This window comes from Stenotrophomonas sp. 80084_Sma (assembly GCF_056481995.1).
Window position 1 is genome coordinate 933,372 of record NZ_CM151177.1, and the last position, 12,026, is coordinate 945,397.

Consider the following 12,026-nt stretch of genomic DNA (forward strand, 5'->3'; position numbering starts at 1 on the left):
TTGACGAAAGGGGATCAGATGACAACGGGGGATGGACAAGGCGCAACTTGGGTGCGGTTCTTGTTCGCCTGGCGCTCCCGCTCGTTGAGTCGGGCGCGGTGCTCGCGGATGCCGCGGCGGATGCAACCGGCCACGTAGTAGTCGCGGGCGGTCATATCAAACGGGATCATCGTCATGGGTTGCTCTCCAGTGAATCGGACCACCAAAACGCCCCATCACAACGGTAGGGACGCTTTGGCGGTCAGACTCATGCTTGTAAGGCATGGAATCTGACCGTCGCCAGCTTCCGGGAGCGCCTCCAGCACGCCTAGGAATCCCGTACATATGGCCCCGCTCTTTCTGGCGGTGACCCGGTATCCGTGGCGGCCTTCATCGGCCCTTACACTTCCCGGCGCGGCTAGTGTTCCCAGCTCCCCGCGTTCTGCCGTGGGCGGCGCTCCTGCCTGCCCCTTTCCTACTGTCCCGACCGCACCCTGCGGCCGTTGTTCGATGGTGGGCATTATGCCCGTTTGCTCCCGGTTTGTCAATCAATCCCGGTAGTGGGATGGTTGAGCCGGACGTTACCTGCGGTGCGCTCAGGGGCCTTTGGGGCTAGTCCTCAGTGCTGGCGGGATAAGCTCTAGGTGCTGTCGATCCATCGGTCGCACGTCTGTCGCCGCCTTTTCCGCTGCCGCCGTGTTGCTGGCGACGGGTATAGATTAGATCAATCCCCGCATGGCTGTCAATACCCCGATGGCAACGATTTTTGGATGGTCGCAGGGAGCGCCTAGCGCGCGCGTGGGGGGCTTCTATAGGCGGGGCGGTAGGGATGCCCGTGGCGGGCCTTGCGTGGGCCGTGGCGGCGCATTGGCTGGCCGTGGTGGGCGGCAGGTGGGCATAGGCTGGGGTAGGGTGCGCCGAGGTGGTCGGCAGGTGTGCCGAGGTGGTCGGCAGGTGTGCCGAGGTGGTGCCGAGGTGGTGCCGAGGTGGTGCCGAGGTGGGCGCGTGGCGGTCGGGGCAAAAAGACAGATAGGGACAGACAGAGGCGCGAACGTTTGAGCGCGGATGTCCGCAGGTTGCCCAGGTATCGCATGGGATTGCCTAGGCACTGGATACCTAATCCGGTGGTTCACCTTTGGAATCAGCAGGTTAGCCGAGGTGGTGACGCCGCAGGTGACGCGAAGGGGGCGCATCGTGCCTTTGCGCTACAGGGGGCGACCCCCTACGGGGGGTGATCGCGCGGTTCCAAGTAGTTGGATACCCCTTCGGAAATTTGCCGCAAACCTTTCGACCCCCTCAGTCGCGCGAGGATGGAGCCTCAGTCACACCGGAGCGTTTCCGCGTCGCCACGACAGCGAACCAGGCGAGCGACCCAAGTCCCCATAGGGCGCACACAGGTACGGCCCAGGTCATCCCTCGGTTGTACGCGAGGATCGCCAGGAGCGGGTTGATGGGCGTGACGCCCGCGATGAGCAGGATCAGGAGAAGTCGGTGCATGGGAGTTCCGCCGCAGTGGCACCCAAGGCGGACAGAGGAACACCCCAGGAGTGCATAGGAGGACTGTAGTTCTACTTGGTGGTGAATACCAATGAATAGAACTCTACAGTCCCACTATAGTAATACTTAGGTCTATCTAATGATAACAGCTCTGTCAAGCCCCCTAGGAGATGACGGTCTGTGTGGTCCGGTAGACTTGGCGTTTGCCCTAGACAGCTCATCAAGACCACATGGCATCGCTCAATAGCATCCTCACCCGGTTCGCGGCTTCGATCACGCTGGCTTGTGTAATCCTTGTGGGAGTACCGGCTCTGTATCAACATGTAAAGATGCGAGATGCGGACGCCGTGGCGGAAAGAAGCCGCGGACTTATTAACGACGATAACACCGCCCCAAGCGTTGTGGAGCAGCAGGTGCGTATCCTTGATTCCGCGCTTACTGAGTCGGCGGGATGCGAGTACATGAGAGACCTGTTACTCCAGTTCCTTGTCGGAATACCCTTGATCGTATGGTTCGTCGCCTTGGCTGTAATGTGGTGGTTCAAGGAAGACGACTTGACTCTCTAGCTGAACAGTTCAGGACGCTGCAAATCATCAGCGCGATATTCCCCTTCAATAGTTATAGGGTACGGGCCGCTACGCATGGGAGGTGTCAGATGGCTTCGCGGGTAAACGGTAAGGGTTGCTTGGGGTCGCTACTGGTCTTAGAAGATGACCCCGACCTGTCAGAGATGTTGCAGGAAATCCTGGTGAATTTCGGCTATGAGGTCGAGGTTGTTGCTTCCTCCGCGCAAGCTTTAGACCAACTGGCGGCAAAAGTGTTCCACGCGGCAATCTTAGATATTCATATCGAGGATGGTGGCTCCATGTCGGTCGCTGACTGTCTCTTGTCGAATCGAATACCCTACATGTTTGCCACGGGGCTTCCCAATCCTCAACTGCCCACCATTCACCAATGGGCTACCTTTCTTCAAAAGCCGTATCGCATAAACGATCTCATGGGGGCCTTGGAACGGACGCGTCAGATGGGGATTCCAGTTTAGGCGCATCCTTGCGCCGTTAAGTCATGTCCGTTTTCTAAGGAAGCGCTTGTTGAAAGTGTCGTAGGTCTGCACCGGTGGACCGCTGTAGAGGTCCGTCGAGCAGGCCATGAGGACTGCTTCGGTCGCGTTGTAGCCTGCCTTCATGGCGGCCAGGGCAATCGCACCACCACTACCGGCGACGAGGAAGTCGCTCCGGAGGTCGAGAGGGAGACCGTCGTGGTAGAAGGCCACCGGGTTGTCCCGCAGGCCGACCACGAGGATCGTGTACTCGCCCTTGGTCAGTTCGTCGAATCCCTCCGACAGCGCGCGCACGGCTCGCTGGATGTGGGAAGTGGTGCCCGCGCCGAACACCACCAGGTCGCGCCCGGTGGTGTCGGTGGTGCGGTAGAACTTCTCCTCCTCGTACCGCAGATCACCAGCGGTGACCTGCGAGTCGATAGCAACGAGCCGGCCGTCAAAGGCCAGAGTGGTCACTGCTTGATGTGCTCCCGCCAGTAGCTCGGGGTGAACGCGGCCCACTCGATGTCGTTCACGTCATCCCACAGGCGTTCCGCGGCATTCCGCAAGTGCTCCCACAGGCCGCCGAGGACGACGTAGGGCAGCGCCAGGAACACGGCGACGAACAGCCAGCCGGTGTAGGTGCGACGGGAGGTCTCGCGCAGGCGCTCCAGGAGCCACTGCGAGGCGAGGGCAATGCGCAGCGCTGCGTACCCCTTAGCGCGCTCGTAGGCGCGCACCAGGCGCTCGCTGGCGCGGTTGTAGATGGTCTTGATGGTCACTTGGAGTTCCAGAGTTTGACTTCCGCCTCGCGGCGGTCGATGAGGCCGGGCAGGTCCGTCAGCACGCCCCTGACGCGACCCTTGGTCCATCGGCGGAGCTGTGCGGGCACCGCCGCGTAGTCGCCCGCGTTGAGCACGCGGAGCAGAGTGGAGCTGGCGAAGTTGCCCTCGCCAAGGTTGAACACGAAGTCGATCAGAGCGGCTTCCTGCGGCGCGCTGAGGGGCACGCGAACGTATCGACGGACGACCGTAGCGGCCTTGGAGAGGTCAGCATCCAGCAGATCCACGGCGCGTTCCTCGGTGATGCGGAGGCCGGGCTTCACATCACTGCCGGTGTGGCCGTAGCCGATGGTCCACTTGTCTGCGGGGCACAGGTAGGCCACCAGGCGCAGACCCTCCGACTTCATCGTCAGAGGGCGCGCGAGCTGGACAGCCTGGCTCACACCGGGGCGTAGGGGTTCGACTGGCCGCCCTGGGTGTGGCAGCAGGGAGCGTGGTTGCAGTCGCACGGCGTTACCGGCGCGGGTGCGCTCGGGCCGTCGTTGTCGTCGTCGTTCTTGCGGCGCAGGAACAGGTACAGCAGGGCAGCGGCGGCGAGCGCCATCAGCCACGCAGCGAGCGTGTTGGACATTGGGTCTCCTACAGGATGTCGAGGTAGTTGTCGGGTGACGGCGTGCGGCCGGTCACGGACTGGATGAAGGAGGCGTACTCGCGGTCGAGCAGCTCCTCCAGGTAGCGCTGCTCCTCCTTGGACACGTCTCGGGAGAGCTGGTCGGCCCAATACTTCACGGCCATCGCCAGCGCTTCGAGGCGGTCGTCGTGGCGCAGTGCGCCGCGGTCGCGCGTGATGCGCGTCAGCTGGTAGAACAGCTGGTACTTCTGTTCGGACTTCTGATCGGCGCGGATGATCGAGGCATCAACCACCAGGCGATGCTGGTTCAGCACCGGCTCCAGTACGTCGATGATTCGATTCTCCTTCGAGGTGCCATAGTGCTTCACCTCCTCGATGGAGCACGGGTACACGCGCGCCAGGACGCCGGAGAGCATCTTGGCGAACATGCCGTCGCCGAAGTTGGCCTCGATGAGGACTGCGGAGACCTTCTCGGCGCGCGCGATGTGCGCCAGGGTCTCCAGCGTGTCGTCGTCGTAGCCACCCTTGGTCGCACCAGCACGACGCGCGTAGAGCATGCCGCGAAGCATGCCGACGACCGCGTAGCCGGTTTCGTCGCCGCCTCGGCCCGAGGGGTCGATGGCGAGCACCTTGCCGGTGAACTCCTCCATTCCCGAGGCGAGGTACATGGGCCGGTACAGGCGGTCGCCAGTGAAGCCCACGGACGGGATGTCGCTGACGATGTACTCCGGGCCGCTGCTGTAGACCACGCGAATCGGAGCGACCTCGCGGTCCACGTCCATCACGATCAGGTCGGACAGCTTGAGCGGGTACTTCTCGGCGTCGGACAGCGACGCATCGAGCATGAACTGGAGCATGAAGCCGGAGCGTCCGTAGGACGCCTCGCGCTCCATCAAGTCCTCATCGGAGAAGCGGACGCTCTCGCAGTTCTTCCAGGCGAGCTTGGGGTTCGCGTCGAACGCATCGGCGATCATCGGCGCGAGCCGGTCGCCGTACACCTGGCGGTGCTTGGTGTCCTTCGGATAGCGCGCAGGCCAAATGCGGATGACGTAGCCGCGCTCGGGCAGCTTGTTGTAGAGCGACTCCTCGGTCTGCGGAGTGCCGAGGTAGATGATCTCGCCGCCCGGCTTGAGCACCGCATCGAACTCCTTGACCAGCTCGGCGAGCTTCTCGCGCTGCACGACGGTCATGGAGTTCTTCGGGACTTCGATGTCGTCCGCGATGATGGTGTCGGCGCGGGAGCCGGTGAGCTGGCCGTTGATACCGACCGACTTCACCGAGGGCGACTGGTCGGGCTGCGCGGGGCCGACATCGAACGCCAGGTTCGAGTTGCGCTGGTCGGGACGCGGGCGCAGGTGTTGCAGCTCAGGCAGGGTTTCGATCAGGCGCTTGACGAACACCGAGAACGCATCGGCGCGTTCCTTCGATGCCGAGACCACCATGATCTTGTGCTGGGGGTCTTTCCAGAGGAGCCAGCAGACGTAGGCGGCCGTCACCCAGGACTTGCCGACGCCGCGGTACGCCATGATGACGCGACGGCGCGGGCCAGTTTTCAGGAACTCGCAGATGTCGTACTGGATCGGAGTGGGGCTTGGTAGCCCCAGCTCCTTCCAGACGTACCAGGCGAAGTTGCGGAAGTCCTCGAAAGGGTGACGAACGTGGAGGCTCGTCATGCCCTCCATCAGTTCAGCCGCCCATCCTCAGCGGGATCGAACGGGAACTCGGACACCTTGTCGGCCAGCTTGCCCAGCGGTGAGCCGGGCGGCGTGGCCGCAACGTCGATGCCGTTGTCCTTGAGAAACTGCCGGGCCACGTTGAGGATCGAGGCCAGGCCCTTCGCGTCCGACTCCATCGAGTCGATGGTGTCGGCGAGCTTGTCCGCGACTGCGGCGTGCAGTCGCTCCAAGGCATCCTTGGGGGCAGTCACTTGTTGACGACGCGGTTCAGTACGGTCTCCAGCGCGGACGTGCCGAGCGACGCCAGGATGCACGCGAGGGCGACCTGGGCGACGAAGGAGACGCCGGGGATGAAAATGACGATGGCACCAGCGGCCAGGCCGGTAGCGCCGGAGAGGATTGCGCGGCCGAGCGCCTGCTTCCAGGTGATCGGGTCGTTCGACGTGAGCATCTTTGCGATGCCCACGATGAGGCCGACGCCCGCGAGAGCGCCGACCAGCTTCACTTCATCGTGCATTAGGTCTCTTGTAGGTGGTGAGGGCGTTAGATCGGAACGCCGAAGCTGTACTCGTAGTTGCCGGTCAGAGTGATCTGCGTGACGCCATCGGTGACGACGACAGTGAACTGACCCATGCGGGTGGTGTTTCGTCCCGAGGCACTCACAGTGCCACCGAGGCCGCTGCCGGAGATCGTTGCGCCGCCAGTGACGGAGCGGGAGACAACGGAGTAGTTCCCGGTGCCGCCCGAGCAGCTGACGGTGAAAGACTTGCTGATCGAGCCGCTGGTGTTCTGCGGCCAGCTACCCATCAGCCAGCTCGGCGACAGGGACGCTTGGAACGGTGTCGCCTTGACCGCGTTGTAGAACTGCGAGGCATAGATCGGCCCGCTCGTGGGTACGCCGTAATTGGCCGGAACGTCGGGCACCAATCCAGCGCCTCGGTAATACTGGTTCGCGTAGATCGGATACCCGCCGCCAAACTCGGCGCGGATCATTTCCCAAGAGATCGGGCCGGAGCCGGGGAGGGCCATTAGGCACCTCCCCGCAGCTCGGCGACTTCCTTGCGGAGCGCCTGCACCTCGGCGATAAGGAACGGCACGGCCTTGTCCCACAGGATCGTCTTGATCCCGTTGTGCTCGGACTCGTAGACCATGTATGGCAAAACCTCCTCGACCTCCTGCGCGATTGCGCCGTACTCGTGCTTTGCCGAGTAGGTGAAGCCAGGGTTCAGCTCCTTGATCTGCTCATCGTTCCAATCGAACTCCCGCACACGGAACTTCGAGAAGAAGGCGTCCACCGCGGAGCGAGGGATTGGCGCGATGTTCTGCTTGAGGCGCGCGTCGGATGCGTAGGAAATGCTGTTGCTCTGGCACTGCCAGTCGTTGTTGGCGTTGCGGAAGCAGGCCCACGCGAAGTTGTTGTTCGCGAGGAATCCGAGGTTGTTCTCGTTGCAGTGAATCCAATGGGTCGAGCCGTGGTCCGTGTCGTAGAACTCGATGGTCGGCGAGGTGGACTCGATGCGCATGTTCGCGCCGTTGACCAGGAATCCCTTGCCGCCGTAGGTGCGCACCCAGCTGTTGTCCTGCATGAAGATGCCGCCGCCATGCGGCTCCGAGTACCAGCCGGTGCCGGATTGCTGGGAGCGGAACCAGCCCGCGTTGAGGTAAATCTGATCGCCAGCCGTCAGGCGGCCCGCGATATTCGCAGCGCCGTTCCAGTACAGGTTGTACCAGCTGTTCGTGTTCACGCGGGTGATCGAGCACACGTCATCGCCAGCGCCGTTCGTTCCGTGGATGTACGCGGTTCCCGCTGCACCCATGCCGGTCAACCGCAGAGGAGCGGCGTAGGCCAGAGTGACCTGTCCGGTGAAGGTTGCACCGCCCAGGCTCGCCTTGCCGTCCAGTGCGGACTGTAGGCCGCTGACGTTGGCGATGGTGTGCGTGTGACCGGAATCAGCCTTCCCTGCCGGGTTGAAGTTCGCCGAGGTCCAGACGGTGCCGCCAGCGTTGAGGGATGCGACGCCGCCCGTGCCATCGCCGAATCGGAACTCCAGCGAGTTCGCAGCTGGCGGCACGTAGACGTAGCGATCCAGCGACCCCAGGTACATGACGCCGGACGCGGCCTCGCCGCCAAATCCCTGCGCGCGAATCTGCCCGGAGGTGAACGTCTTGACGCCACCGATGGACTGATCGTCGGACACGTTGACGACGTTGGCGATCTCAGCGGCGGTATGCGTGTGGCCGATTGCCGACTTCCCGTCGAGCGCCGCTTGCAGCCCGGTTACGTTTGCGATGGTGTGCGAGTGGGATGACGCCGCTTTACCGTCGAGCGCGGACTGGAGGCCGGTCACGTTGGCGATGGTGTGCGCGTGCGCCGCCGCCGCCTTGCCGTCGAGCGCCGCCTGCGTCGCGGTGCTGATCGGCTTGTCGAGGTCGGCGGTGTTGTCCACCTTGTCGAGGCCGACCTGCGCCTTGGTGTGCGTGTGGGTGCTCGGCGGGTAGGTCGTCGGCTTGCCGGTGACGTGCGTGTTGAAGTCCACGTCGTTGCGGGTCGCCAGCGCGCCCAGGCCGCCGATGTCGCCAGCCACAAGGGCCACGTCGCCCTGCTTTCCGGCGACGCTGGTGACCTGATCGGTGTTGTCGATCTTCTCCCAGGTGGCCCCGTAGAGCGCCTGGTCACCGACGCGCCAGTGGATCTCGCCCACGGTGCCTTCGCCGACCACCTTGTAGAAGTGACCCTTCACCGGATTGGCCGGGAATGCGCCCGTGCTGGCATCCCACGATCCCATGTAGACCAGCGAGCCGGTGACGGCAGCCTGCGCCTGGGCGGCCCAATGCTTCGCCGAGAACTCGCCCGGCGAGACCTCGGTGCCCTGGGGAGCGTTCGCGTACAGGTTCGCCTTGTCGCGGGCAGCCTCAGCAGCGGCCTTGGCCGACGATGCGGTCTGCGCCGAGGTCGAGGCGGCCGACGCCGAGCCGGACGCAGCGGAGGCATGACTGGCTGCGGTGGTCGCCGAGCCAGCAGCCTCGCCAGCCTTGGTCGCCGCGGCGGACGCCTGGGCTTCTGCCCGGTTGGCCTGGGTGGTCGCCTGGGTGACCGAGGTCGCTGCGGCGGTCGCGCTGTCGGCGGCCGCGGCAGCCGATGCTGCGGCAGCGGTGGCGTCAGCTTCCGCGCGGTCGGCCGCGTCGGTCGCATAGCCCAGGATGGTCTGCGCCTGATCCCGTGACGTTGCGGCAGCAGTCGCCGCTGCCTGCGCGTCGGAACGCGCCTGACCCGCTGCGGTGGCCGACGTGCCCGCCTGGCTTGCGGAGCCAGCCGAAGCCAGCGCCGAGGTGGCCGAGGCCGTTGCCGAAGCAGCGGCGTCCAGCGCGGAGCTTGCCGCCTCGGCGGCGCTGTCGGCAGCCTCGGCCGCCTTGGCAGCAGCGAAGGTTGCCGCGTCGGCGGTGGCCTGCACGTCGTCGTCGATGCTCGCGGCGGATTCCGCAGCGCGCACGGCGGATGCTTCGGCAGCGTCGGCGAAGCCGGAGGCGTCATCTGCGGATGCCTGCGCGGCGTTCGCCATGCCGGTTGCCACGGACACCAGGTCGCGCACCTGCACGACCGAGCCGGTCAGCTCGTCGGTCAGCCCGGCCACGTCCTTCTGGAGCTGCGGGAACGAGGGGAGGGTGTGGTTGTTGCCCAGGCCGTCCGTCACGACGACGGTGCCTTCCTCCTGAGTCAGCAGCGCGATCATCTGATTCTCGCGCCGGTTCCAGCGGTCTACCAACGTTGAGAGGCGCGAGGCCAGCTCGGCGTTGGAGACGTAGCCGGGGGTAGTGCTCATGCGGTGCTTTGGTTCTCTCTGAGGGTTATCGGATGCCGAAGGCGAAGCCGCCAATCGACGTGATGAGGTAGTTCGGGTAGGCCGGGGCGTCGTAGCCGTGGACCTGCGGAGGCGGGCTGGATGCGCGACACCGCACGCGGAATGCGCGGGCACCGCCTGTCCATGCACCGGACGCCGAAAGCGTCACTGACTGCTCGTAGGTGTAGAAGTTGGACGCGGTGAAGGTGTTGCCGTCGCCGCCCATCTGCTGAATCAACGCGCGGTACATCGGCGGCTCGTGCGAGGCGATGACGACCCACACGGAGTCGCGCAGCTCCTCCAAGATGACGTGCAGCCCGTAGACGCGCGTGTTCGCGGTCACGGTCACCGACACGGAGGGCGTATGACCCTCGCCAGCCAGCACCGGAGCGCCAAGCCAGAACTCGTGGATCGCCACCCAATCGCCGAGCGGGATGAAGTTGTTGCCCGCCTGGTAGCAGAGGCTCGTTGCCCCGGTCCACCACACGCCGGTCGCCGACTGGAACTGCCCCACGATGTTGGGAGCATTGACGCGTCCTCGGAAGAACGCGCCGCCGTTGCGGTCCACGTAGAACACCGCGTTGTTGGCGTTCTTCGCGCCGGAGCCGACCCACAGGGGCCAGTCGCCGAGGTTGGAGATTTCCACACGGAACTCGGCAGCGTTGACGATGTTGCCGTTGCCGTCGAGAGTGTGGGTCTTGAACGTGCCGCCGTTGATCGTGCCTGCGTTCGCCGTGAGCGCGGCCAGGGAGTTCACCCTGATCTTGTCCGCAGTGATCGTCCCGTCCACCACCAGCGCACCCTGGATACCCACGGTGGACTGGCCGCCGACCGTACCGATCACGAACGGATACTTGATGCTCGCCAGGGTGCCGCCCGAGGTGTACTGCGGGTGGACGAAGGCAAAGCGATCTGCGGTCACGATGAAGTCGCTGCCGGTCTGCGGGTTCGCGGAGAGGGCGATACCGGCGACCACGGGGACGCCGTTGATGGTGCCCGCGTTGATCTTGACCGAGTAGTTGGCCTGCCACTGACCGTACATGCCGGAGTGCTGCCCGGCGACCACATTGAACTCCTGCCGGATGGTGGCGAAGTCGCCGTCCTTGAACGCCTGGACCTGCGTGGCCGCGATGGCCTGTGCCTGCTCGGCGGTGATCTTGGTGGTGTTGAGCTGCCGCACCAGCGCGCCGGTCGGAGAGGTGACATCCAGGTCGGCCTTGCGCCAGCCGGTGCCATCCCAAATCTGCGTCAGGTACGCGCCGGTCTGCCCGGTCTTGACCCAAAAGGTCGGAACCTTGAAGCCGCCAGCGGGCGGGGAGGGCTGTGCGCCCGAGAAGATCGTCGGCGCGGTGCTGGTCTCCAGCGTGGACACCTGGGACGCCAGGGCTTCGCGTGCGGACGCTTCGGTGTCGATGCGCTGCTCGAAGGCAGCCGAAACAGCCGACACCTGGCCGTCGATCTCGTTGGCGATCCCCTGCGGCACGTTCGCGCCGTAGCTCGCCGCCATCTGCTGCCGGAATGCCGTGTTGGCACCCTCGGCGTCCGTCAGGGCTTCCGTGGTCTCGGCCAGGCCCGCGATGTTCTCGCCGTGGCGAACCACAGCCGTCTCAACGTCAGACACGCGGGCCTTGGTTGCGTCAACCTCGGCCATGACTGCGGTGCGGACCTGCGCCGCGCTGTCCTCGATCTCTGCGCCGAGGCGCTGCTCGGTGGCCGCACGCGCCGCTTCGGTGGTGCTCTCCACCTCGTCAATGCGCTGGTTGAGTGCAGCGGAGATCGTCTTGCCGTTCTCGACCACCTGGCCTTGCAGCTCGGTGATCGCCTCGACGCGCGCAGAGTGCTCGTCGGCGATTGCGCGATTGACCTCCAGGAACCGTGCCTGGTTACTCTGCTCGCCGTAGTCCACCCGGGCGAACAGGTCGATGATCTGCTGCGCGATGACCTTGTTGCCTTCGGTCAGCAGCCCGATCTCATGGGTGGCCGTGCTGATCTTGTCGCCGTAGTCGCGCTGCACGTCGAAGAACTCGTGCGAGCGCATGATCTCCTCCAGGATCGCCTCGGCGTTTACGTCGATGAGGTCGATGCGGGTCAGCAGGTCTTGCAGTGCTGGCGAGCGGAGGAGCTGCTCGATAATTGCGTTGAGGTCCGGGTTGCCACCGGGGTTGCCGGGGCCGCCTCCGGGGAGGCCGCTACCGCCACCGAACTCGGCGAGTTCTTGGTGTGCGTACAGCAGTTGGCGGAACGACTTGGACAAGTCGCGCGCCGGGAGGTTTGCGCCTTCCTTGTAGTTGACCAGGAGGGCGTCAATCGGCGTGAATCGCCGGATGGTCACAGTGTAGGGTGCGTCGAGCACGCCATCCTGCGACGGAATCTCGATGGTGCTGGCGTCCACCCACGACACGGAGACAGCGCGGGCCGCGTCCGGTTCACCGACGAACGCCCGGATGTGCTCGCGGGCGATGTACGGGAACGGCACGGTGAACCGCGTAGGGCCTCCCTCGTAGGTGTAGAGCACGAAGGAAAGGCCGCGCGATAGTTCGATCATGCGTCCTCAAAAAGGTGGAGGCCCCGAAGGGCCTCCTG

12 protein-coding genes are annotated in these 12,026 nt (G+C 64.6%); 1 reads left to right on the forward strand and 11 read right to left on the reverse strand.

Annotated features, from left to right (window positions below; genetic code table 11):
• Positions 1-14 precede the first annotated feature (14 nt).
• On the reverse strand, positions 15-176 hold the full coding sequence (locus ACZK3W_RS04310) for a hypothetical protein (protein WP_155029018.1): 162 nt from the start codon (positions 174-176) through the stop codon (positions 15-17).
• Positions 177-2,131: 1,955 nt separating this feature from the next.
• Between ACZK3W_RS04310 and ACZK3W_RS04315 the strand changes: the two genes are divergently transcribed.
• Complete coding sequence (locus tag ACZK3W_RS04315; protein ID WP_049397870.1) at positions 2,132-2,518, forward strand: response regulator; 387 nt, start codon at positions 2,132-2,134, stop codon at positions 2,516-2,518.
• A 21-nt stretch (positions 2,519-2,539) separates the two neighbouring features.
• Here the strand turns inward: ACZK3W_RS04315 and ACZK3W_RS04320 are convergent, their stop codons facing one another.
• From ACZK3W_RS04320 to ACZK3W_RS04365, 10 genes are read right to left on the reverse strand one after another with little or no spacing between them, the layout of a single operon-like run.
• The gene (locus ACZK3W_RS04320; RefSeq protein WP_134734693.1) at positions 2,540-2,992 is read right to left on the reverse strand and encodes a hypothetical protein; all 453 of its coding nucleotides are present in this window, start codon (positions 2,990-2,992) and stop codon (positions 2,540-2,542) included.
• Positions 2,989-3,297, reverse strand: coding sequence for a hypothetical protein (locus ACZK3W_RS04325; protein WP_197586332.1), 309 nt, complete (start codon positions 3,295-3,297; stop codon positions 2,989-2,991). The genes ACZK3W_RS04320 and ACZK3W_RS04325 overlap by 4 nt, the downstream gene beginning before the upstream one ends.
• Positions 3,294-3,740: a lysozyme gene (locus tag ACZK3W_RS04330; RefSeq protein ID WP_134734695.1), complete on the reverse strand. Its 447-nt coding sequence runs from the start codon at positions 3,738-3,740 to the stop codon at positions 3,294-3,296. Before ACZK3W_RS04330 ends, ACZK3W_RS04325 begins: the two co-directional genes overlap by 4 nt.
• Entirely contained in the window at positions 3,737-3,928 is a 192-nt protein-coding gene (locus ACZK3W_RS04335) for an LPXTG cell wall anchor domain-containing protein (RefSeq protein ID WP_049434054.1), read from the reverse strand. The genes ACZK3W_RS04330 and ACZK3W_RS04335 overlap by 4 nt, the downstream gene beginning before the upstream one ends.
• Positions 3,929-3,936: 8 nt before the next feature.
• Positions 3,937-5,601, reverse strand: a complete 1,665-nt coding sequence (gene terL, locus ACZK3W_RS04340; protein WP_245152067.1) for a phage terminase large subunit — start codon at positions 5,599-5,601, stop codon at positions 3,937-3,939.
• Between the two features lie 8 nt (positions 5,602-5,609).
• Positions 5,610-5,834, reverse strand: coding sequence for a hypothetical protein (locus tag ACZK3W_RS04345; RefSeq protein WP_005412392.1), 225 nt, complete (start codon positions 5,832-5,834; stop codon positions 5,610-5,612).
• 17 nt (positions 5,835-5,851) lie between these two features.
• Positions 5,852-6,121: a phage holin family protein gene (locus tag ACZK3W_RS04350; protein WP_005412393.1), complete on the reverse strand. Its 270-nt coding sequence runs from the start codon at positions 6,119-6,121 to the stop codon at positions 5,852-5,854.
• Between the two features lie 26 nt (positions 6,122-6,147).
• Positions 6,148-6,633 carry a hypothetical protein gene (locus ACZK3W_RS04355; protein WP_134734697.1) on the reverse strand — a complete coding sequence of 162 codons (486 nt, stop codon included), beginning with the start codon at positions 6,631-6,633 and terminating at the stop codon, positions 6,148-6,150.
• Complete coding sequence (locus ACZK3W_RS04360; protein WP_197586328.1) at positions 6,633-9,425, reverse strand: tail fiber domain-containing protein; 2,793 nt, start codon at positions 9,423-9,425, stop codon at positions 6,633-6,635. The genes ACZK3W_RS04355 and ACZK3W_RS04360 overlap by 1 nt, the downstream gene beginning before the upstream one ends.
• Before the next feature lie 25 nt (positions 9,426-9,450).
• Positions 9,451-11,988: a phage tail fiber domain-containing protein gene (locus ACZK3W_RS04365; RefSeq protein WP_478450504.1), complete on the reverse strand. Its 2,538-nt coding sequence runs from the start codon at positions 11,986-11,988 to the stop codon at positions 9,451-9,453.
• Positions 11,989-12,026: the final 38 nt, after the last annotated feature.

What these genes read in the sequence shown, in the direction of transcription:
- ACZK3W_RS04310 (WP_155029018.1), bottom strand. Translation starts at nt 176, where the DNA reads ATGACGATGATCCCGTTTGATATGACCGCCCGCGACTACTACGTGGCC.
- ACZK3W_RS04315 (WP_049397870.1), top strand. Translation starts at nt 2,132, where the DNA reads ATGGCTTCGCGGGTAAACGGTAAGGGTTGCTTGGGGTCGCTACTGGTC.
- ACZK3W_RS04335 (WP_049434054.1), bottom strand. Translation starts at nt 3,928, where the DNA reads ATGTCCAACACGCTCGCTGCGTGGCTGATGGCGCTCGCCGCCGCTGCC.
- terL (WP_245152067.1), bottom strand. Translation starts at nt 5,601, where the DNA reads ATGACGAGCCTCCACGTTCGTCACCCTTTCGAGGACTTCCGCAACTTC.
- ACZK3W_RS04350 (WP_005412393.1), bottom strand. Translation starts at nt 6,121, where the DNA reads ATGCACGATGAAGTGAAGCTGGTCGGCGCTCTCGCGGGCGTCGGCCTC.
- ACZK3W_RS04355 (WP_134734697.1), bottom strand. Translation starts at nt 6,633, where the DNA reads ATGGCCCTCCCCGGCTCCGGCCCGATCTCTTGGGAAATGATCCGCGCC.
- ACZK3W_RS04360 (WP_197586328.1), bottom strand. Translation starts at nt 9,425, where the DNA reads ATGAGCACTACCCCCGGCTACGTCTCCAACGCCGAGCTGGCCTCGCGC.
- ACZK3W_RS04365 (WP_478450504.1), bottom strand. Translation starts at nt 11,988, where the DNA reads ATGATCGAACTATCGCGCGGCCTTTCCTTCGTGCTCTACACCTACGAG.